We start from the raw sequence: 22,743 nt of genomic DNA, 5'->3' as shown, positions 1-22,743 counted from the left end.
ACACCGTGTTTATCTCGGGGTGCCCGGTGTTTGTTTGAGCGCTGTTTTTCCCCATGAGCCGTCGCCGACTCGCGAGCCATTCGTGAAACCCGGCGCACGGCCGCCGTGCACGCCCGGGAAGGAGCCGCACCCATGGCGTCGGAGACTCTGCGTCGCAACCTCGTCCTCGCGATCGGACCGTTCGAGGAGCCGAACGGACCGCTCGCCGCCGCAGCCCACCGGGCCGGCGCGCTCGGCGTCGTCGACCTCGGACGGGACCGGGCGAGGGCGCTGTCGGCCATCGCCGAGGTGACGCGTCGCCCGGACCGCTCGTTCGGCGTACGGGTGCCCGTCGGCTGCCCGGTGGCGCCGACCGAACTCCCGGACCCCGCCGATGTGGTGGTCCTCGCGCACGGCGCCCCGTGGCGGGTGGCCGACGCCGGACCGGGCCGTCGGGTCCTCGTCGAGGTCACTTCGCCGGCCGAGGCGCGGGCCGCGGCGGCCGAGGGCGCGCACGGCCTCGTCGCGGTCGGCCACGAGGCGGGCGGGCGGGTCGGAGACCTGACCACGTTCGTCCTCCTCCAGCACCTGCTGGCGGACCCCGAACTGCGGCTGCCCGTCTGGGCGAAGGGCGGCATCGGCCCGCACACCGCCGCCGCCGCGATCGCGGGCGGCGCGGCGGGGGTCGTGCTGGACACGCAACTCGCCCTGCTCGCGGAGTCCGCACCGTGCCTGCCGGACCCGGTGGCCGCGGCACTGCGGTCGATGGACGGCGGGGAGACCGCCGTCCTGGAGGGACACCGGGTGTACACCCGGCCGGATCTGCCGCTGCGTCGGCTTGCGGACGCGGCGGCGGCGCTCGACGGCGTCGGGTCGGCGTTCGGGGCGCGCGGCCTCGATCGGCAGTTGCTCCCCGTGGGACAGGACGGAGCGCTGGCCCGACGTTTCGCCGAGCGGTACGGCACGACCGGACGGACCGTACGGGCCGTCCGGTCGGCCGTCACCGCCGCCCTCGCCGCCGCCGTGCGGCACCGACCGCTGCTGCCCCGACCGGGCGGCGAACTGCCCGTCGTACAAGGACCGATGACACGTGTGAGCGACCGTGCGGCGTTCGCCGCCGAAGTCTCCGCGGGCGGTGGACTGCCGTTCCTGGCGCTCGCGCTGATGGACGGCGCCGCCACCCGTGCGCTCCTGGAGGAGACCGCCGAACGTCTGGACGGGCGGCGCTGGGGCGTCGGTCTGCTCGGCTTCGCCCCGGCCGAGCTGCGCGAGGAGCAGTTGGCCGCGGTCGCCGCGGTGCGCCCGCCGTTCGCCCTCATCGCGGGCGGACGCCCCGACCAGGCGGCGCCGCTGGAGGCCGCCGGGATCCGCACGTACCTGCACGTCCCGTCACCCGGACTGCTCGACCAGTTCCTGCGCGCGGGCGCCCGCCGCTTCGTCTTCGAGGGCCTGGAGTGCGGGGGCCACGTCGGGCCTCGGGCGAGCTTCCCGCTGTGGGAGGGCCAGTTGGACCTGTTGCTCGAGCACGCCCGGCGACACGGGAGCGCGGCGGATCTGGACCTGCTGTTCGCGGGCGGCATCCACGACGCCCGGTCCGCCGCGATGGCCGCCGCCGCGGCCGCACCGCTGGTCGAACTCGGGGCGCGCATCGGTGTGTTGATGGGCACCGCCTACCTGTTCACCGCGGAGGCGGTGGCGGCCGGGGCCATCCTGCCCGGCTTCCAGGACGCAGCCGTCGCATGCGAAGCGACCGAACTGCTGCAAACCGCGCCGGGCCACGCGACGCGCTGCGCGGGGACTCCGTTCGTGACCACGTTCGCGGACGCACGGGCCGCGCTGGAGGAACGCGGCGTGCCCGCCCGCGAGATGTGGGCCGAGTTGGAGGAACTCAACCTGGGCCGCCTGCGCATCGCCAGCAAGGGCGTCGTCCGGGGCGACCGGGGGCTCGTCCGCGTCGATGCGGAAACCCAGCGCCGCGAGGGGATGTTCATGCTCGGTCAGGTCGCCGCGTTGCGGTCCGGCCCGACCACGGTGGCCGCCCTGCACACCGAGGTGACCGAGGGCGCGACCAGCCATCTTGCGGAGTGCGCGGCCGCTCTCGGAATCGTCGAGGAGGAACCGGTGCCCGAGGCCGAACCCGTGGACGTGGCCATCGTCGGCATGGCGTGCGTCCTCCCGGGCGCCGCCGACCTGGACGCGTTCTGGCGCAACGTGCTGCTCGGCGCCGACGCCGTGACCGAAGTCCCGCGCGAACGCTGGGACCACGACAAGTACTTCGACCCCGAGGCGGTCCGCGATCCGCTGGGGCGGACCCCGTCCAAGTGGGGCGGCTTCGCCCCCGCGATCCCGTTCGACGCCCCGGCGTACGGCATCCCGCCCGCGTCGCTGGCCGCCATCGAGCCCGCACAACTCCTCGCCCTGCACGTGGCGTCGCGGGCGCTGGACGACGCGGGCTACGGTGGGAGCCGGGAGTTCGACCGCAGCCGCACCTCGGTGGTCTTCGGGGCGGAGGCCGGGACCGACCTTGCCGGGGCGTACGGCTTCCGCTCGCTCTACCCCGCCTACTTCGGCGACCTGCCGCCCGACCTCGACGCGCAACTCCCCAGACCCACCGAGGACTCCTTCCCCGGCGTGCTGGCCAACGTCATCGCGGGCCGCATCGCCAACCGTCTCGACCTCGGCGGGGTCAACTACACCGTGGACGCCGCCTGTGCGGCCTCGCTCGCAGCCCTCGACCTGGCCTGCAAGGAACTCGTGCAGGGCGGCAGCGACGTGGTGCTGTGCGGCGGGGTCGACACCCACAACGGCATCAACGACTACCTGATGTTCTCGTCGGTGCACGCCCTTTCGCCGTCCGGCCGGTGCGCGACCTTCGACGCCTCCGCCGACGGCATCGCCCTCGGGGAGGGCGCCGCATGCCTCGTGCTCAAGCGCCTGGCCGACGCCGAGCGCGACGGCGACCGCGTGTACGCGGTGGTCAAGGCCGTCGGCGGCTCCAGCGACGGGCGTTCGCTGGGCCTGACCGCGCCCCGGCCGGAGGGCCAGAGGCGGGCGCTGGAGCGGGCGTACGCACGCGCCGGGGTCTCACCGGCCGACATCGGTCTCGTCGAGGCGCACGGGACGGGCACGGTCGTCGGCGACCGCGCCGAACTGGAGACGCTGACCGAGGTGTTCACGGCGCACGGTGCGTCGCCCGGCAGTTGCGCTCTCGGATCGGTCAAGTCCCAGATAGGCCACACCAAGTGCGCGGCGGGACTCGCGGGACTGATCAAGGCCGCGCTGGCCCTGCACCACGGCGTACGCCCGCCAACCCTGCACGTGCGCGAGCCCAACGCCGCGTGGGACGCGGGTTCCAGCCCGTTCTTCTTCGACGGCCGGGCCCGGCCGTGGGCCGAGGATGATCCGACCCGACGCCGCGCGGGGGTCAGCGCGTTCGGCTTCGGGGGCACGAACTTCCATGCTGTGCTTGCTGGGCACGCGGCCGCGGCGGGCCAGTGCGGGGCGGGGCCGCTCGGCGGTTCCGTGATGACCGACTGGCCCGCCGAACTCTTCTGTTTCGCGGGCGAGGACCGCGCGGCCGCGGAGCGCGCCATCGACGCCTTCGCTGTACTGCTGGACGACCGTGCTCCGCGGACACTGCGCGGACTTGCCGCGCTGGCGGCGGAGGCGGTCGGGTCTGCCGGGACGCCCGTGCAGGTCGCGCTGGTCGCCGGGGACCTGGACGACCTGCGGGTGAAGCTGGGCCGGGCCCGCGACGGCGCGGACGACCCGGCGGGTGAGGTGTTCCGCCGCCGCGGCGACCGCGAGCCGGGTCGCGTCGCGTTCCTCTACCCGGGGCAGGGCAGCCAGCGGCCGGGCATGCTCTCCGACCTGTTCGTGGCGTTCCCGGGGCTGCGGGACGTACTCGTCGAGGCCCCGTCCGCGACGGTCGAGGCGATGTTCCCGCCCGCCGCGTTCACGGCGGCGGCGCGCGAGGCGGCGCACGTGCGGATCACCGACACGCGGACCGCACAGCCCGCGCTCGGGGTGGCCGAGGTGGCCCTGACCCGGCTGCTGGACCGGCTCGGGATCCGGCCCGACCTCGCAGGCGGCCACAGCTACGGCGAGTTGGCGGCGCTGTGGGCGGCGGGGGCGTTCGACAGCGCGACGCTGCTGAGGCTCTCCGCCGCGCGGGCCGACGCGATCCTCGGGGCGGCGGGCGACGATCCGGGTGCGATGGCCGCCGTCAACGCGCCGGCGGACCGGCTGGCGCCGGTGCTGACCCTGCTCAACCTGAACCACAGCCTGTCGCCCGGCGGCAACGGCGCCGGACCGCGGGTCGGCGTGGTGGCGGCCAATATGAACACGCCTTCACAAACTGTGATCTCCGGCCCGACACCGGCACTTGAGGCGGCGGTCGCCGCGCTGGAAGCCGAGGGGGTCCAGGTGCGCCGGCTGCCGGTGGCCTGTGCCTTCCACAGCCCGGTCGTCGCCGGCGCGTCCACCGAACTCGGCCGCATGCTGGCAGAGTTGCCGGTGTCGGCACCGTCCTTCCCGGTGTGGTCCAACGGCACGGCCGCCGCCTACCCGGCGGACCCGGACGGGGTACGGGCCCTGCTGGCCCGTCAGGTCGCCGAGCCGGTGCGGTTCGTGGAACAGATCGAGGCGATGTACGCGGCTGGGACGCGTACCTTCGTCGAGGCGGGCCCGGGACGGGCCCTGACCGGAATGGTTCGGGCGATCCTCGGGGACCGCCCGCACACCGCGGTCGCCTGCGACGTACCGGGCGAGTCCGGGCTGCGGCGACTGCTCGCGGCGTGCGCCGAACTGGCCGTCACGGGAGTGCCTGTCGCGCTCGGCGAACTGACCCGCGGCCGGGTCACCGCCGCCGACACGCACCCCGCACCCCTGCCCGCGTGGCGGGTGGACGGCCACCTGGTGCGCACCGCGGACGGGAATCCGGTCGCGGGCGGGCTCCGCCCGGCGGAACCGGTCGCGCCTCCGGTGGTCGTGCAGGCCGCCGGAGGCGCGACCGGGGCCACCGCCCGGGACGCGCGCGAGAGCGCCGTACTGGAGTACCTCGCCGGGGCGCGGGAGTTGGTGGCCGCGCAGCGGGACGTCCTGCTGGGGTTCCTGGGCGCGGCACCGCAGCCGCCCTTGAGCGCGCTGCCGACTCCGGTGGCGACGGCTGTGACCGGTCAGGCTGTGCGGCCTGAGGAAGCCACCGTCGTGCGGGCCGCCCCCGCAGCCTCCTCGCCGGATGGCCCGGCGGTTGCGGCGGCCGCGGAACTCCTGGACTCCGAAAGCGCGTTGGACGCCGTACTCGATGTGATCGGCGCACGGACCGGCTACCCGCGCGACATGCTCGACACCGGCCTCGACCTGGAGGCGGACCTTTCCGTCGACTCGATCAAACGCACCGAGATCATCGGCGAGTTGGCGGTGCGGCTCGACATGCTCGACGAATCGCTGGTCGAACGGCTCGCGCGGGTGAAGACCATCAGTGCGATCGTCGAGGGTCTGGTCGAACACGCGGGAGCCGGGCGGTCGGATGCGCCGAACGGGTCGGACGGGTCGGACGAGCTGCGCGGGACAAGTGGGGGATCGTCCGGTGGTCGCGTGCCTGATGCGTCCACCGTACTGTCCACCGCCCTGGTTGAGCTGGAACAGCCATCTGTGGCACCGGACTTCCATGCCCCTCCCCGGTCCGCACCGGCGACCACGAGCCGGTGGTTCGCGGACCCGCGTACCACCACCGACGGGGCCTCCCGGAACCGGGCGTTCGGCGGCATGCCGACCGAACGAGCCGCAGAAGACGGCAGCGACGACGGCGTCCCGGTGCGGCACGTGGTCGAGGTCGTCGAGTACAGCGTGACTCCCCCGGACGCCGACCGCATCGCCGAAGCGATCGCGGGACGTTCCGTCGTCCTCCTGGCCGACGCACACGGCATCGCGCTCGCTCTCGCCGACCGCCTGGAACGCCTCGGTGCGGCGGTGCGCATCGCCGAGCCCGGCCAGCCGCTGCCCGGTCCGGGGGTGGACGCGCTCGTCCACCTCGGGGCTCTGCGTGCCGACGAAGTCCCGGTCATTCTTGATGACTTCGCGCTGCTGCGCGACGCGCTCGAAGGCGGCGCGAGCCATGTGCTGCTGGCCACCGGCTGGGGCGGGACGTTCGGCCGGGCGGCAGGCGAGGGCGGCGCCTCGGACGCGGCGTGCGCCGGAATCGGCCTCGCCGGGTTCGGCCGTACGGCCGCGCAGGAGTACCCCGAGGCGGTGGTCCGCGTCGTGGACGTGGACGCGAAGGACGAACCCGACCTGATCGCCGGTCGACTCCTGGCGATGCTGGCGGAGTCCCCGACGCCGGGGGGCCCGGTGGTCGTCGGACTGCCCGCGGAGACCGAGGACGGTTCCCGCGGCTCGGTTCGGCGCGCCCTCGACGTCCGGCCCGCCCCGCTCACCGACGGCAACGCCGTCCTCCCCGGCCTGACACGCGACTCCGTGCTCCTGCTGACCGGCGGTGCGCGCGGCATCACCGCCCGCGTGGCGGCCGGGCTCGCGGCCTCGTACGGCTGCCACGTCGAACTCGTCGGCCGCACCGCCGACGCCGGTCCCGAGGACCCGGCGATCGCGGCGGCGGCCGACCGGGCGGGGCTCCGGGCTGCGCTCATCGCGGCCGGGATGCGGAAGCCCGCCGAGATCGAGGCCGAGACGGCGCGGGTCCTGGCCCGGCGCGAGGTACGGGCGACGCTGGACTCCCTCGCCGGAGTGGCCGCTTCGGTGCGCGTGCACGCGGCGGACGTCCGGGATGCCGTGGCCATGCGGGCGGTGGTGGATGACGTGTACGCCCGGCACGGCCGCCTGGACGGTGTCGTGCACGGCGCGGGCGTCCTGGACGACCGGCTGCTGAAGGACAAGACCGAGGAGGCGTTCGCCCGGGTCTTCACGACCAAGGTCGTGGGCGCCCGTGCCCTGGCGGACGCGCTGCGCTCGCACGCGGCGAGCGGACGCCCCAAGTTCGTGGTGCTGTTCGGCAGTGTCGCGGGGGTCTTCGGCAACCGTGGCCAGGCCGACTACGCGGCGGCCAACGACGCGTTGGACGCTCTCGCCCACATGTGGCACCGCTCGGCCGGGACCGACGCGGTCGCCGACCGGGTCGTCAGCATCGACTGGGGGCCGTGGGCGGCCGAGGGCGGCGGCATGGTGACCGCCGAACTGGAGCGCCACTACGAGCGCATGGGCATGCCGCTGATAGCCCCGGACGCCGGGGTCGCGGCGTTGCTGGCCGAACTCGCGTCGGGCGGAGCCGCCCAGGCGGTCTACCTGTGCCCGCCTCGCCCCGGCGCGGGGGACGTGGCCATGGCCTCGGCCACCCCGAGCGAGGATTCGGAGGCCGGACGATGAGGCCGCGCGGTACGGGCGTCGGGCGTCGCCGAGGCGCGTGGGCCGGGCTTATCTGGGCCGGGCATACGCGGGCCGGGCGTGCGCAGGCCGGGCGTACACGGGCCGGGCATACGCGGGCCGGGCGTGCGCAGGCCGGGCGTACTTGGGCCGGGCGGGCGCGGGGTGCGGCATGAGCAATCGCCGCAACCGCGACGGCGGTCCGAAGCCGACCGACGCGGCGATAGTCGGCATCGGCGCGGTATTCCCGGCGGCACCGAACGCCCCGGCATTCTGGGCCAACATCGAGAAGGGCGTGGACGCCATCACCGACGTCCCGCCGAACCGCTGGGACCCGGACGTGTACTTCGCCCCCGACGCGGCCGTCGGACCGGTGCACGCCGACCGGTTCTACTGCCGGCGCGGCGGATTCGTGGACGACTACGCGGCCTTCGAGCCCACCCGCTTCGGCATCATGCCCTCCGCGGTGGACGGTGCCGAGCCGGACCAGCTCCTCGCGCTGCGCACCACCGCCGAGGCTGTCGCGGACGCCGGAGGCGAGGCACGCCTGCCCGACCGGGAGCGGATCGGCGTGGTGTTCGGACGCGGCGGCTACATGGGTGTGGCCACCGCGCGGCTGGACCAACGGGTGCGTACCGCGCACCAGTTGGTGTCGGTGCTGCGGCAGGTGGCGCCCGAGTTCGACGAGGCCCGGCTCGGCGCCGTCCGCGAGGCGTTCCAGGCGGCGTTGGGGCCGGAGCGCCCCGAGTCGTCCATCGGGCTGGTGCCGAGCTTCACGGCGTCCCGCATCGCCAACCGCCTCGACCTGGGCGGTCCCGCCTACACGGTGGACGCGGCCTGCGCCACCTCGCTCCTGGCGGTCGACCACGCCGTGGCCGAACTGGCGTCGGGGCGCTGCGATGCCGTCGTCGCGGGTTCCGTGCACCACTGCCACATCGCGACGTTGTGGAGCGTCTTCACCCAACTGCGGGCGCTGAGCCCGGCGATGCGGATCCGACCGTTCGACCGGTCGGCCGACGGCACGCTGATCTCGGAGGGCACGGGCGCCGTGGTGCTCAAGCGCCTCGCGGATGCCGAGCGGGACGGCGACCGGGTGTACGCGGTGGTGCGCGGCGTCGGCGTGGCCAGTGACGGCCGGTCCGCGAGCCTCATGAGTCCCCTCGTGGACGGCCAGGTGCGGGCGCTGGAACGGGCCTGGCGCATGGCGGGGTTGGACCCGGGATCGCCCGGCGCGCTCGGCCTGCTGGAGGCGCACGGCACGGGGACGCCGCTCGGTGACGAAGTCGAACTGGAAACCCTGGCACGAGTGTTCGGCAAGGACGGACCGAGTGTGGTCCTCGGTTCGGTCAAGTCGATGATCGGCCACGCGATGCAGGCGAGCGGCATGGCCGGACTGCTGAAGGCCGTGTACGCGGTGCACCACGCGACGCTGCCGCCCACCCTGCATGTGCAGGACCCGCATCCCGGTCTCGCGCGCACGCGCATGCGTACGATCGACGCGGCCGAGCCGTGGCCCGCCCGGTCGGGTATGGTGCGCCGGGCCGGGGTGAACGCGTTCGGCTTCGGCGGCGTCAACACACACGTGATCGTGGAGGAACCGCCGGCCACCCGGGCGGCGGCGCTCCCGACCACGGCACTGAAGCCGTCGCCGCAGCCGCCCGCGGCTCCGGTTCCGGTTCCGGGTGCGCCCGTCATTCCCGGCAATTCCCGCCTGGTGACCTTTGCCGCCGGGGACCTCGGCGAACTTACCTCCCTGTTGGACGACTTCACCGCACGGATCACCGCGGGCCCGGTGCCCGGGTCGACCGGCGAGGCAAGCGATGGTTCCCCCGGGGGTGTTGCGCTCGGCAGCGGACCCTGCCGACTCGCGGTGGTCGACCCGACGCCCCGGCGCCTTGAACTCGCGTCGCGCGTGGTGGCACGCGGCGAACCGTGGCGCGGTCGTAGCGACGTATGGTTCACGCCGCGTCCGATGCTGGGCGGAACGTCCGGACCCGGCGGCGACGCGCTCGGGCAACCGGGGAAGGTGGCGTTCCTGTTCCCGGGCCTGGAGCCGGAGACGCAGCCGCCGCTGCACGACGTGGCCGACGCGTTCGGCCTCCCGCGCCTCGCCGAGCACGACACCGACGAGATCGTCGGACGTGCGCTCGACGCGCTGGGCAGCGGCCGCCTCCTGGCGGCGGCACTCGAACGGCTCGGCGTGGAGCCGGACGTCGTCGCCGGGCACAGCCTCGGCGAGTGGACGGCCATGGTCGTCGCGGGGATGTACCCCACGGCCGCCGTCGACGTGTTCCTGGACTCGCTGCGGCCGGGTGCACTGACGGTGCCCGACCTCGTCTACGCCGCCGTCGCGTGCGGAGCGGCCCGGGCGAGCACGGCCTGTGAGGCGGTGGGGGGCGTCGTGGTGTCCCACGAGAACTGCCCGCATCAGTGCGTCGTCTGCGGTCCGGCGGAAGGCGTGCGGCGGGTGCTCGACCGGTTGCGCACGGACGGCGTGCTGGGCCAAGAGCTGCCGTTCCGCTCGGGGTTCCACACGCCGATGTGGGAACCGTACCTCGGCCAGGTGCGCGACGCGTTCGGACGCCTGCCGCTCCGCGAGGCGCGCGTGCCGGTGTGGTCCGCGACGAGTGTCGCCCCGTACCCCGTCGAGGCCTCCGAGGTACGCGATCTGACGGTCCGGCACCTCCTGGAGCCGGTGCGGTTCGGAGCGCTGGCCGAGAGCCTGTACGACGCGGGGGTCCGTGCCTTCGTCCAGGTCGGGGCTGGCAGCCTCGGCGGATTCGTGGACGACACGCTGCGCGGCGCGGACGTTCTCACGGTGGCCGCGCACGACCCGCGGCATCCGGGGTTCGCGGGACTGCTGCGGGTCCGGGCCGCGCTGTGGGTGGAGGGGCGCGACGTGGCCGCCGCACCGGATTCCGCGGCTCGCGCCCCGACCAGAACACCGGAGAAGGAGCGGCCGGGACGCGCGGCACCGGTCAACCCGGCAGCCCACGCGCCACGCCGGGCGGGCCCGACCGTACAGCTCGACCTCGGTTCGCCGATCGTCCGGCTCGCCCCGGAGAACCTGCCGGTCATCCAACCGCCTCGCGGGTCACGGCCGCTGACGAACGATCAGTCCGACGATCCCGTCCTGGCCGCCTTCGCGGCGGCCCTCGACGAGGCGGGCGACGCCGTCATCCGCACGGTGGACGCCTGGCGGCCCGCCGCACCCGACAAGCCACAATCGCAACCGCCGCCGCCCCTCTCCCCTGTCCCCGCCCCCGCCCCCGCCCCCGCAAGTCCCCAACGACGCACCCAACTCCGTGAGTTCTCGCTGCGCAGCCTCCCCTACGTCGCCGACCACTGCATCTACGAGCAGCACGACGCCTGGCCCGAGGACTCCGACCGCTTCCCGGTCGTACCGATGACCACGCTGCTGGAACTCACCGGCGAGGCGGCCCGCACACTGGTGCCGGGCCGCGTGGTCGCCGGGTACCAGGACGTCCGGGCGCTGCGCTGGCTGCCCGTCGCGCCCGCGACGAACGCCGAGGTGACCGCGACGCGACTGGACGGTGACCGCGTCCGGGTGGAGATCGCCGGATTCACCTCCACGGTCGTCCGCCTCGCCGCATCCCCTCCGGAGCCGATCGCCCCCGACCGGACACCGCTGACCGGTGAGCGTCCCGCGCCCGTCCGGGCCGCGGCCCTCTACTCCGACCGCTGGATGTTCCACGGCCCGGGGTTCGCCGGTGTCGACGAGGTCACCGCGGTCGCCGAGGACGGCATCCGCGGGGTGCTGCGCAGCCTCCCCGCGCCGGGCGCGCTGCTCGATGCCGCCGGTCAACTCTTCGGCCACTGGATGCAGTTGAGCCTGCCCACCGACCGACTGGTCTTTCCGGTCTCAATCGAAGAGGTGCGGCTGTACGGGCCGCCGCCACGCACCGGCGACCGCCTTCTCGCGACCGCGCGGATCCGGCGGGTGACCGCCACGACCGTGCTCGGCGACGTCGAACTCCGCGACCCCGGCGACGGGTTGGTACGCGCGCAATTGCTGGGATGGACGTACCGCCGCTTCGCCGCCGACGAACGCGTGTGGCCGATGAAGTTCACCCCGCACACCACCGGTGTCGGCGAACCGCAGCCCGAGGGCTGGTGCCTGGTCCGCACGCGCTGGCCGGACGCCGCCTCCCAGGAGTTGGTGATGCGCCGCTACCTCGGGGCGGACGAGCGCGAGGAGTTCGCGACCAGGCGGCCGCGCACCCGGTCGGGGTGGCTGCTGGGCCGCATCGCCGCGAAGGATGCCGTGCGCGGCCACCTGTGGGCACGAGGCGAAGGCCCCATCTACCCCGCCGAGATCCGCGTGCGGAACGACGGCGACGGACGTCCGCTCGTCGAACGCCTGCCGGTAGGTGAGGAGTTCCGGTCGAGGCATCATGCCCTGCACGTATCGATCGCGCACAAGCACCGCCTCGCGGTCGCCCTGGCGGACCGGGTCCCGGTCGGCATCGACATCGAGTCGCTGTCCGAACACCCCGAGTCCCTGGAGCGGGTCGCGCTCGCCCCGACCGAGCGCGACCTGCTCGACCGGATCGCCGCGGACGACCCCGGCGCCCGGAATACGTGGCTGGTGCGGTTCTGGTGCGCCAAGGAGGCCGCCGGGAAGGCGTCCGGCACCGGACTCGCCGGCCGCCCGGCGGACGCACGCGTCGTACGCGTCACCGAGGACCGTCTGTTCGTCGCAGGCCCCGATGACACGCTGCACACGGTCCGCACCCGGATCGTCGCCGACGACGGCGATCGCCACGTCGTCGCCTGGACCGTCCCGCACAACCCCGTCCCCTCAAGCCCAGTGGAGTCGCCGTGACCACGCAAACCGCCGAATCCCGTGCCGAGACCGCCGGAAGCAGCGCCCGCGCCGACGCCATCCTCGCCGACGTGGTCGGCCTTCTGGTCGAGGTCGTGGGCGACGAGATCCTCGTCGCGACCTCGATCGGCCGCGACAGCGCGTTCAACGAGGACCTGGCCGTCGAGAGCATCGAATTCGTGGCGCTCGCCGAGAAGTTGGAGCAGCGGTACGGCACGCGCGTCGACTTCATGGCGTTTCTCTCGGAGTTGGAGATGGACGAGATCCTGACGATGACCGTCGGCACCCTCGTCGACCACATCGCCGCCTGCCTCGGCAACGAACCGGACCGCATCTCCGGGGAGGTGTGAGGCGTGGCCGACGTCCAGGCGAACGGCCTGCGCTTCCACGTCCAGCACCTGCGCGGCGGTCGGTCGGCCACCGACCCCCCGACCGTGGTGCTGCTGCACGGACTCGTCCTCGACAACCTGTCCAGCCTCTACTACACGCTCGCGCCGCCCATCGCCCGCGCCGGGTTCGACGTCCTGCTGTACGACCAGCGCGGCCACGGCCTGTCCGACGGCTCACCGAGCGGCTACGACGTCGACACGGCCGTGGACGACCTCGCGGCGGTGCTGAAGGCGTGCGGCGTCACCGGCCCAGTGCACCTGCTCGGCAACAGCTACGGCGGTCTGATCGCGCTGCACGCGGCATACCTGCATCCGGAGTTGGTGCAGAGCCTGGTGCTGGTCGAGGGCCAGTGCCTGGATCCCGCGCACAGCGGGCACCTGCCCGGCGCCGAGGGCTATGCGGGCGGCTGGGTCGAGGACGTCGCGAACACGCTCAACCTCATCGCTCTGGGACTGGAGTGCAATCCGCTCGACGGCGATCTCGCCTCTCGCGGCGCGCGCAAGGCCGCGCGGATGCGGGCGGGTGCGGACTCGCTGCTGAATCGAACCACGTTGATCGAGGACATCTCGACCGTTCGGCTGCTGACCCCGGGCGAGTTGGCGCAGGTGCGGTGCCCGACGCTCGCGCTGTTCGGCTCCGCGTCCGACCTCGTGGCGTCCGGGCCGGTGCTGGCGTCCCGGCTGCCGAACTGCACCGTGGAGGTCTTCCCCGGGGCCGCGCACGCGCTGTTGCGGGACGCGCCAAAGGAGTTGCTCGCCTCGGTGCTGCGCTGGCTGGAGACGCACTCGCCCGCCCCGGCCCGAGCCGGGGCCCTCCGCGATCCCGGCGGCTTCGGCGGGCCGGGCCCGAAGGCGTCGGGCGAGGACACGGCATGAGATGCCTGTTCGTCGTGCCGCCGTTCGCCGGGCACGTGAACCCGACCGTCGCGGTCGCCGCGGAACTCTCCGGCCGCGGCCATCAAGTGGCCTGGTGCGGACCCCCGGAGGTACGGCGGATGCTGCCGCCGGACGCCGTCCTGCACCCGACCGGCGGAGCGCCGGAAGGGGGTTACGCGCACCTGCACGGCCGGTGGAGCGACCACCGCGGGGTGAACGCCCTGCGGTTCCTGGTCGAAGAGGTCCTCGTCCCACTCGCCGAACAGATGCGCCCCGGCGTCGACGACGCGATCCGGGCGGTACGACCGCACGTGGTGGTCAGCGACCAGCAGGCGTTCGCGGGGGCGATCGCCGCCGAGCTGCACGGGCTCCCGTGGGCGACCTCGGCGACGACCTCGGTCGAATTCACGCGTCCCTTCGAGGGGTTCCCGAAGGTGCACTCCTGGGTCGGCGAACGTGTGCGGGCGGTGGCCGCGGACGCGGGGCTGGACGACGGCTGGGACCCGCGCTTCTCCGGACACCTGGTGCTCGTGTTCTCGACCCCGGTGCTGGCCGGCGCGGACGACGCGTTGCCGCCCCACCACCGCTACGTCGGACCGGCGTTCGGCGCGCGACCCGCTCCTGTCTCCTTCCCCTGGGAGCGGCTCGCCGCCGACCGCCGCCGCGTCCTGGTCTCCCTGGGAACCCTCAACAGGGAGGCCGGGACGCGGTTCTACCCGGCCGTCGCGGAGGCGACGCGCTCGCTGGCGGACCGTGTGCAGGTCGTCATGTCGGTGCCGGGCGGCCTGCTGGGCACGTACGACGGGCACGTGCTGGCCCGGGAGTTCGTCCCGCAGCTCGACCTGCTCCCGCACCTGGACGCGGTGGTGACGCACGGCGGCCACAACACGGTGTGCGAGGCACTGGCGTTCGGCCTGCCGCTGGTCGTCGCGCCGATCCGCGACGACCAACCGCTGGTTGCCCAGCAGGTGGTGGCGGCCGGGGCGGGCGTGCGCGTGCGCTTCGGGCGCGCGCACGTCCCGGAGATCCGCAAGGCGATCAGCGACGTGCTGGACAAGCCCGACTACCGCGCGGGCGCCTTGCGCGTGCGCGATTCCTTCTCCCGGGCAGGCGGCGCGAGTGCGGCGGCCGACGCCTTGGAGGAACTGGAGGCCCTGCCGTGAACACCGGTTTCGACCCGTTCCCGTGGCTGGCGCTGATCCTGCTTGCCGTCGTGGTGCTCGGTACGCTCCGCGCCCGGCGGCGGCTGCGTGCGCTGCCGAGCCTGGCGGCGGAGGCGAATTCGCAGCAGAAGCCTTCACCGAGCCTCACCACAACCGAAGTTGACGACGCGTCGGCGGCGGACGAGTACCGGTGGCTCACCGCCGCCGGGGTGCGCCCCGGCCGGGAACTCACCGCGGCGGCCGCCGCGTACGCGCGCCGCGAGGGCCTTCTCGTGCTCGACCTCGTCCCGGCGCACCTGCCCGTCGAACCGCTGCTCGACCTGCTGGGCGACGTCGACCCGGCGCGGTTCCGCGACGATCCGGTGGCGACCGGGCGGGGTGCGTACCACGCCCTGCTCGTCCACCGGAGTGTCCTGGAACGCGCGTTGATCACCCCTGAAGACGGCCTTGAGTCGACCGAACTCATTGACACGACAGCCCTGTTGAAGCAGTTTGCACCGCGGGAGATGGGCCACGTCGTGGCGCCGGGGATGACCGCGGGGGCGCCGGATCCGCGTGCCGCGAAGGCCCGCATGCGGGCGTTCGGGGCACCGCCGGCCATCGCGTTCACGACACTCCTGGGCCAGGCGGGTGCGTTCGCCGGGGCGACGTACGCGACGCCCTTCTGGGGGCTGCTGGCGCTCGCCGCGTGGTGGGTGCAGCCGTACGCGGTGCTCGTCGGCCGTACTCCGGCGCGGCCGCGGGGCGTCCATCGCGACGTCCCGGCCCGCCCCGCACTGGCCGTGTACCGGTGGGTGCGGGGTGTGACCGGCCCCGCCGCCCCGGCCGAGCCGACGCCGGAGGAACTGGCCGCGATGCGCGCCCGCTACGCGGCGGACGTCGCGGACGGCACCGGCCGCTTCTTCGAGGAGCGCCGCGACACCTGCCCGTGGTGCGGCTCGAACCGCCTTGCGGTACGCGTCCGCACGAAGGACCGCCTCCAGGGGAAGCCGGGGCGCTTCACCCTCGAACAATGCCGCGGCTGCCGGGTGGTCTTCCAGAACCCGCGGCTGTCGCCCGACGGACTCGACTACTACTACCGGGACTTCTACGACGGTCTCGCGGCGCGCGGCGCCGCGGCGATGTTCGCGACCATGTCCCGGCAGTACCTGGGACGGGCCCGACTGGTGCGGAGGCATGCCGCCCCGGGCCGCTGGCTGGACGTCGGAACCGGGCACGCGCACATGTGCCTGGTCGCCAAGTCCGAGCTGCCGGACACCGTCTTCGACGGCCTCGATCTGGGCGGCGGCGTCGAGGAGGCGGCCCGGCGCGGGTGGATCGAGCACGCGTACGTCGGGCAGTTCCCCGACCACGCCGATGCGCTCGCGGGCGCGTACGACGTGGTGAGCATGAACCACTACCTGGAGCACGCGCGCGACGTGTTCGCCGAACTCGACGCCGCCGCAAAGGTCGTGCAGCCCGGCGGCCACCTGCTGGTCGAGATCCCCGACCCGGAGTGCTGGTACGCGCGGCTGCTGCGGCGGCGCTGGCACCCGTGGTTCCAGCCGCAGCACCAACACCTCGTGCCGCTGGTTCGATTGACCGAGGCGCTGGCGGCACGCGGCTTCACGGTGGTCGAGGTCGAGCGCGGGCCGGCGCACCAGGGCGGCATGTTCGTCGCGGCGGTCAGCCACACCGTGACCGCCGTCGCGCCGAATCCGCGGCAGCCGTGGATCCCGGCCCGCCCGACGCTGCCGCGCCGGATCCGACGCGTGTTCGGCGTCGCCGTGTTCGTCCCGGTCTACATGGCGGCCGGGGTGCTGGACGCGTTGACGTCCCTCGTCGCGCGGAAGTTCGGACGTGCGGGCGGGAGTGACGCGTACCGCCTGCTGGCCCGCAAGGACCCGGGCTGAGTGCGTCGGCGCGCGGCGCGGTCCCGACTCGGAGAATCCCTCGTCCCCTCGGAAGGAACGTCCCGATGCAACTGATGGATCAGCGGGATGCGGAACCGGTCCTGCGGGTCGTCCCGTACACCTTCGCCCAGGTCTTCGGATACGCACCCGCGGGGGTGTGGACCGCCCCGTACGCGCTGCGGCTCGCCGGGGTGCCGGGCCGCGGCGGCATCGTCGCGGCGGTGGGGTGGCAGGTGGTGGTGGCCGCCGCGCCGCGCACGGACGGGAGGCTGCGCGCCGGTTCACTCAACCGGCCCGGCGACGCGGTGGAGGTCGAGGCGCGGCGCTCCGGCGACCGTCAGGTGCCGCCCTGGGCGGCTCCCCTGGTCGAGGCCGTGCACGCTCTGGCGGGCATCGCGCCGCCGGACGCGGGGCTCGACCTGATCCTGCACGCGGACCTCCCGGAGGCGGCGGGCCTCGCGCCGTCGGCCCCGCTGACCTGCGCGGCGGCCCTCGCGTGGACGTCCTTCCACGGCCCGCAACTGCCCGTCGCGGCGCTCGACGCGCTGCTGCGCAACGTCGTCGGCGCCCCGGACGACACCGCCGACGCCGAGGCCCTGCGGTCCGCGGTGCTGTACGGCCGGGACAACCGCGCGCTGATCGTGGGACCGGTCGGTCCGACCGGAGAACTGCCCCTCGACCTCGCCGCCGCGGGGCTGCGGGTGATGCTGGTGATCCCGCGCGACCGGGCCGTGCCGCAGACCGGAATGGCCTCCGTCGTCGAGTCGTTGCGCGGCGCGCGGGACGAGACGGAGCGCGCGCAGCGCATGGAGGCGTACCTACGGGACCGCGAACTCCCGCGGGCGCTCAGCCTGCTGACGGCCTCTCACCTGTCGCGTGTGCCCGGGTACGGCACCGGGTGGGCGGCGGCCGACGCGACCGTGGACGCGGTCAAACTCGCCGGCGCGGTCGGCGCGCGCCTCGCGGGCGGGGTCGGCAGCGCGGCGGTGGCGGCGTTCGTCCCGGCGTCCCTGCTGTCCGGGGTGCGGGCGGCCGCGGTGAGCACGTTCCGCGAGCGGGGCCGCCTGACCCCGCGGTTCCTGACCGCGGCGGGCGGGAGACCGGCCGGGACGGTGACATGAGCGCCGGTCCGCCGCCGTCCTTGACTTTCCTATCGGGAAAGTGAGACGCTCACTTTCCTAACGGGAAAGTGAGGACCTGCCGTGGACATAACACCGGAACAGGCAGCAAGCGCCCTCGACGACGCCGACCGGGCCCGGCGCCGGGTCGCCGACGAAGTCGGCCTCCCCCGCGCCTACTGGTGGGTCATGGCCGCCGCCTGGGTGCTGCTGGGCGTCCTGGGCTCGGTCGGCCCGCGGTGGCTGGCCGGGATGGCGACGGTCGTCGTCGGCAGCGCACACGCCATCGCGGCGTCGCGGCTCCTCGGCGGACGCCACGGCACCGGCGGGCTACGGGTCAGCCGTGCCGTCGCCGGTCCGCGCGTCCCGCTCGTGGTGGTCGGCATGCTGGTCGCCCTCGTCGCGGTCACCGTCCTGGCCGCGCTCGTGCTCGACGCCGACGGGACCGAGCACGCGTCGATCTGGGCCGCGGTGCTGGTCGCCGCCGTCGTCGGATTCGGCGGGCCGGAGATCCTGCGCGTACTGCGACGGTGGGCCCGGGCATGACGGAGGCGCGCTTCGACGAACTGATCCACCCCAGCACGCGCCTGACGCTGATGGCCACGCTGGCCGCGGCCGACTGGGCCGAGTTCGCGTACCTGAAGGACCGCCTGCAACTGTCCGACTCGGCGCTCTCCAAGCAGCTCGCCGCGCTGGAGGCGGCCGGCTACCTCAACACCGAGCGCCGCCTGAGCGGCAGCCGCCGCAAGCTGTACGCCCGGCTCACCTCGTTGGGACGCGAGTCCTTCGACGGCCATATCGCGGCGCTCCAGGCCATCCTGGCGGACGCGGCGGCTGCCGCGCCGCAGGCTGCGGAGCCGTCCGCCGACTGACGGCGGGCGGGGTCGGGCGAGCCCGCCCGCGACGGCGTCCTCGACCGGCCGGGTGAGCGCAGGGACGGGCGGCAGGCAGACCCCTGCCGCCCGGCCCCACTCTGCTCATCCGGCCGTCAGAACCACGTCACCATCCAACTGAACGCGGTGGTCCCGGTCTTGCCCGCGCTGTCCCGGGCCGTGACCGTCACCTGGAAGGTGCCGACGCCCCAGACCGATCCGGTCACCGCACCCGTACTCGCGTCGACCGAGACACCGAACGGCAGCCCGGTCGCCGAGTAGGTCAGGCTCGCCCCCGGTGTCGAAGGGGTCGCCTGGATCCGGAAGTCGGCCTTCTGGTTGAACTTCGACGTCTTGTCGCCCGGGTCCGTGACGACGACCTCGCCGCCCGGTGCCGGGGCCACCGTGAGGGTGACGGGCACCGACGCCGTGCCGACGCCGTTGGTGGCCGTGAAGACCGCGTCGGACGTACCGGCGGCGGCCGGCGTACCGGACAGCACGCAGGCGGGCGAGAACGTCAGCCCCGCCGGGAGGCCGGTCGCCGAACAGGTCGGCGCGGGGTTGCCGGTCACGGTGAACGGGACGTTCACCGGCTTGCCGACCTCAAGGCCGGTCACCGGGGGCACGGTGATCGCGGGTGGCGTGGTCCCCCCTCCGCCCGGGGTCACGGTCCACACGAACGCGCGCTGTGCGGTGCCGACCGAATTGCTCGCGGTGAGCACCACGTTGCGGGTGCCCTGCGAGGTCGGCGTGCCGGCCACCAGGCACGACGGGCTGACGGACAGGCCGTCCGGGAGTCCGCTCGCGGTACAGGTCGGGGCGGGCGAACCGGCCACCTGGATCTGGAGTTCGACGTTCGCGCCGACCGAGGTCACCTGGTTGCCGGGCGGGGTGATGACGGGCGCCCGGTCGCCGCCACCGCCGTCACCGGGGATGGCCTCGGGTGGCAACGGCACCTTCCACACAGGGCTGTTGGCGCCCTCGGTGCCGACCAGAAGGGCCATGCCGTCGGGTGTGTACGTCAGCGACTCGCCCTGCGACACGCTGGGCAGCGCGAACTGGGCGATCTGCACGCCGGGGGCGGTGAACACGTACGCGTTGCCGTAGTCGCGGATGGTGAAGGACCTGCCGTTCGGCGCGAAGCCGCCGTCCGTGCCGGTGAGCGGCGCGTCGCCGACCCGGGTGAAGGTGTTCGTGCCGGACGCGCTGAGCGTCGCCGGACCCTGGTAGACGCCGCTGGCCCCGGTGCCGAACAGGATCTTCGTGGCGATGTAGAGCCGGTTGTCGCGCGGGTCGATCATGAGCGTCTCGGCGTCGTGCCTGCCGTCGGCGTACGAGACCGCGAACGTCGTGGGCGTCACGGTCTGGTTGGTGAGCGTGTCGGGTTCGGCGAACCGGTGGATCCTCAGATCGGAGCGGGCCGAGAGGTTGTCGCCGATGTCGCCCACGAACACGGCCGGACGGCCCTGGTCGTCCTTCCCGACGCTCATCGCCTCCCAGTCGGAGTTGGTGGTTCCGGCGACGGTGAAGACGGCGCGGACCGCGCAGGTTGCCGCGTCGAGGGCGAAGACCTCCGTGGAGTTGCCGCTGTCACCGTGGGTGTACATGACGCCCGGGTGCTTGAGGCTCATCGCAAGTCCGCTGGACTCGTCGATGCGGGCGTCCCCGATGGTGCACACGGTGGCGGGCGGGTCGGCGGCATGCGCCGGCGCCGCCCCGAAGGTCGCGCCCGTGAGGGCGGCGACGACCAGAACGGTGAAGCTGCGCCCGGCCGTTCGGCCGGTGCGTCTGCGGTGCCCGGTGTGTTGTGCCATGGCTCCAAGGGAATGAGCCCGCGCTCCTCCCGGTCCAATGCCGGTCCCGCATCGACCCATGACGGCGCCTCATGGGTTCCGGAAGGCGGAACCGGGTGTGACCGTTTCGGCATCGGTGCATGTCGTCTCGGTCGGGGTGCCCTCCGGCCGTGGGCGAAACTCCTGGTCAGAGCGCCGGGTTCGGGAGGGCTCCGGCGGTCCGCGAATTCCCGTCGTTGACCCGGCACGCGGTCCGCACGACCATGCCCGCGGTGGCCTGGCCATCCCTCCGCCATGCCCCGGCGCAGCCTCCGTCCGGCGCGCACGAGCAATGTCCCCATGCCCGTTCGCAGTGCCAAGCGATGTCACGGGCGACCCGACCGGGTCGCCCGGAAGGTCATCATCAAGGAGGCAACCGTGCTCAGACGAGCGCGCCGGTCGTGGTACGCGAAGGTGACGGCCGTCCTGGCCGGAACCGCCGCGGCGGCCACGGCAGGCATCGTGGCGCTGACGGCCGCACCGGCCTCGGCAGCCACCATCCCGCAGTTCGACCACGTGGTGATCGTCGTCCACGAGAACACCAACTACGAGGATGTCGTGGGCAACACGCGCGAGATCCCGTACATCAACACGCTCATCGGCGGCGGGGCGTCGTTCACGAACTTCCACGGCGAGGTGCACCCCAGCCAGGGCAACTACTTCGCGATGTTCTCCGGAGCCACGCAGGGCGCGACGCTCGACCAGTGCCCGGAGCCCGGGTCGCCGTACACGGCCGACAACCTCGGACGCCAACTCCTCGACAAGGGCAAGACGTTCGGCAGCTACAACGAGGACTGGGACGGCAATCCGGCGACGTGCAAGGTGGACAAGTACGCGCGCAAGCACAATCCCTGGTTCGCGTTCAGCAACGTGCCCGTCGGCACGGCCAAGAAGATGTCCGACTTCCCCAGCGACTACAGTCAACTGCCCACCGTGTCCTTCGTGATCCCGGACCTGTGCAACGACATGCACGACCTCGGGTGCCGGACCACCGGTGACACCTGGACGAAGAACAACCTCGGCGGCTATGCCGAATGGGCGAAGAACAACAACAGTCTGCTGATCGTGACGTGGGACGAGGACGCGTTCCGCTCGCAGAACCAGATCGCCACGGTCTTCTACGGCGCCCATGTGAAGCAGGGCACGTACGGCACCAACTACAACCACTACAACATGCTCCGCACCCTCCAGGACATGTACGGGCTGCGGACGTCGGGGCAGTCGACCAACGTCCCTGCCATCACCGAGGTTTGGGAGACCACGCCCACCGATCCGCCGGTCGTGGCCAACCCCGGACCGCAGGCGTCGTCCGTCGGGCAGTCGGTGAGCCTGCCGCTGCAAGTCTCCGGCGGGACCGCGCCGTACACGTGCACGTTCACCGGGCTGCCGCCCGGGCTGAGCAATCCCGGCAACGGCTGCACCGTGCAGGGCACGCCGACGGCCGCGGGCACGTCGAATGTGTCGGTCACCGCGAAGGACGCGCAGAACGTCGGCTCGGCGGCGGTGTCCTTCCCATGGACCGTCTCCAGCGGTCCGGTGGCGCCTACCGTCACCAACCCGGGGCCGCAGAGCAGTTCGCAGGGCCAGCCGGTCGACGTGCAGGTCCAGGCGTCCGGCAACCCGGCGCCGACGTGCACCGCGACGGGGCTGCCGACCGGGCTGTCGATCAGCCCGTCGTGCCGGATCACCGGGACGCCGACCATTCCCGGTGACAGCAGCGCGACGGTCACCGCGACGAACAGCCAGGGCAGTGACAGCGAGACGTTCACGTGGTCGGTCACCACGGGCGGCGGAACCGCGCCCACCGTGACGAGCCCCGGCAACCAGTCGACCCAGGTCGGCACGGCCGTCAGCCTCCAGGTGCAGCGGACCGGCACGCCCGCGCCCACCTGTACGGCGACCGGCCTGCCCGCCGGACTGTCGATCAGCGCGGGCTGCCTGGTGACCGGCACGCCGTCCACCGCGGGCAGCTCGAACGTCACCGTGACCGCGGCCAACTCGGCGGGCAGCACCAGTGCTTCGTTCACGTGGACGGTCACGCCGGCGCAGACCGGCGTCCAGGTCGCCGATCCGGGCGACCAGACGTCGAAGTTCAACCAGAAGGTGGACCTCAAGCTCCAGGTGAGCGGCGGCACGGCGCCCTACACCTGCTCGACCTCGGGGCTGCCGTCCGGTCTGTGGCTCAATCCGTGGACCTGTCAGATCAGCGGAAGTGCTTGGGGCGTCGGCTCGTTCACGGTGAAGGCCACCGCGAAGGACGCAGCGGGCGCAACTGGCAGCACGTCGTTCGGGTGGACGGTGGCGTGGTTCTGAGCGCTTGTGGGGCTCTGACCGCGCAACTCCCCTGACTCGACCCACCCGACGCCGCCGGCCGGTGCGCGGGGCCGTGCCACGGTCCC

Annotated in this window: 11 protein-coding genes; 10 read left to right on the top strand and 1 reads right to left on the bottom strand. The window is 73.6% G+C overall.

Features of this window, described 5'->3' with window-relative positions; all coding sequences use genetic code 11:
- Positions 1–132 precede the first annotated feature (132 nt).
- The 9 genes from ACRX5S_RS32040 (at position 133) to ACRX5S_RS32000 (ending at position 18,512) form a co-directional block, all read left to right on the top strand.
- The gene (locus tag ACRX5S_RS32040; RefSeq protein WP_436776677.1) at positions 133–7,359 is read left to right on the top strand and encodes an SDR family NAD(P)-dependent oxidoreductase; all 7,227 of its coding nucleotides are present in this window, start codon (positions 133–135) and stop codon (positions 7,357–7,359) included.
- A gap of 169 nt (positions 7,360–7,528) precedes the next feature.
- Positions 7,529–12,202, top strand: a complete 4,674-nt coding sequence (locus ACRX5S_RS32035; RefSeq protein ID WP_436776676.1) for a beta-ketoacyl synthase N-terminal-like domain-containing protein — start codon at positions 7,529–7,531, stop codon at positions 12,200–12,202.
- On the top strand, positions 12,199–12,552 hold the full coding sequence (locus ACRX5S_RS32030) for a phosphopantetheine-binding protein (RefSeq protein WP_436776675.1): 354 nt from the start codon (positions 12,199–12,201) through the stop codon (positions 12,550–12,552). The genes ACRX5S_RS32035 and ACRX5S_RS32030 overlap by 4 nt, the downstream gene beginning before the upstream one ends.
- Positions 12,553–12,555: 3 nt before the next feature.
- Positions 12,556–13,467, top strand: coding sequence for an alpha/beta fold hydrolase (locus ACRX5S_RS32025; protein ID WP_436776674.1), 912 nt, complete (start codon positions 12,556–12,558; stop codon positions 13,465–13,467).
- Positions 13,464–14,630: a glycosyltransferase gene (locus ACRX5S_RS32020; protein WP_436776673.1), complete on the top strand. Its 1,167-nt coding sequence runs from the start codon at positions 13,464–13,466 to the stop codon at positions 14,628–14,630. The genes ACRX5S_RS32025 and ACRX5S_RS32020 overlap by 4 nt, the downstream gene beginning before the upstream one ends.
- Complete coding sequence (locus ACRX5S_RS32015) at positions 14,627–16,522, top strand: methyltransferase domain-containing protein (protein ID WP_436776672.1); 1,896 nt, start codon at positions 14,627–14,629, stop codon at positions 16,520–16,522. Before ACRX5S_RS32020 ends, ACRX5S_RS32015 begins: the two co-directional genes overlap by 4 nt.
- 65 nt (positions 16,523–16,587) lie before the next feature.
- On the top strand, positions 16,588–17,643 hold the full coding sequence (locus ACRX5S_RS32010; RefSeq protein WP_436776671.1) for a hypothetical protein: 1,056 nt from the start codon (positions 16,588–16,590) through the stop codon (positions 17,641–17,643).
- A gap of 81 nt (positions 17,644–17,724) precedes the next feature.
- Entirely contained in the window at positions 17,725–18,186 is a 462-nt protein-coding gene (locus tag ACRX5S_RS32005) for a hypothetical protein (protein WP_436776670.1), read from the top strand.
- Positions 18,183–18,512: a transcriptional regulator gene (locus tag ACRX5S_RS32000; protein ID WP_436776669.1), complete on the top strand. Its 330-nt coding sequence runs from the start codon at positions 18,183–18,185 to the stop codon at positions 18,510–18,512. The genes ACRX5S_RS32005 and ACRX5S_RS32000 overlap by 4 nt, the downstream gene beginning before the upstream one ends.
- A 116-nt stretch (positions 18,513–18,628) precedes the next feature.
- Here ACRX5S_RS32000 and ACRX5S_RS31995 read toward each other — a convergent pair whose 3' ends face one another.
- Entirely contained in the window at positions 18,629–20,326 is a 1,698-nt protein-coding gene (locus tag ACRX5S_RS31995; RefSeq protein ID WP_436776668.1) for a putative Ig domain-containing protein, read from the bottom strand.
- A gap of 396 nt (positions 20,327–20,722) precedes the next feature.
- On the opposite strand from ACRX5S_RS31995, the gene ACRX5S_RS31990 reads away from it, so the two are divergent.
- A complete protein-coding gene (locus ACRX5S_RS31990; protein WP_436776667.1) occupies positions 20,723–22,657 on the top strand; it encodes a putative Ig domain-containing protein in 1,935 nt (644 codons plus the stop codon).
- The last annotated feature ends 86 nt before the right edge of the window (positions 22,658–22,743 follow it).

Source organism: Yinghuangia sp. YIM S09857, from assembly GCF_051388915.1.
Taxonomy (GTDB): domain Bacteria; phylum Actinomycetota; class Actinomycetes; order Streptomycetales; family Streptomycetaceae; genus Yinghuangia.
Note: the sequence above shows the minus strand (reverse complement) of the source record. Positions and strands in the feature narration are given on the sequence as shown.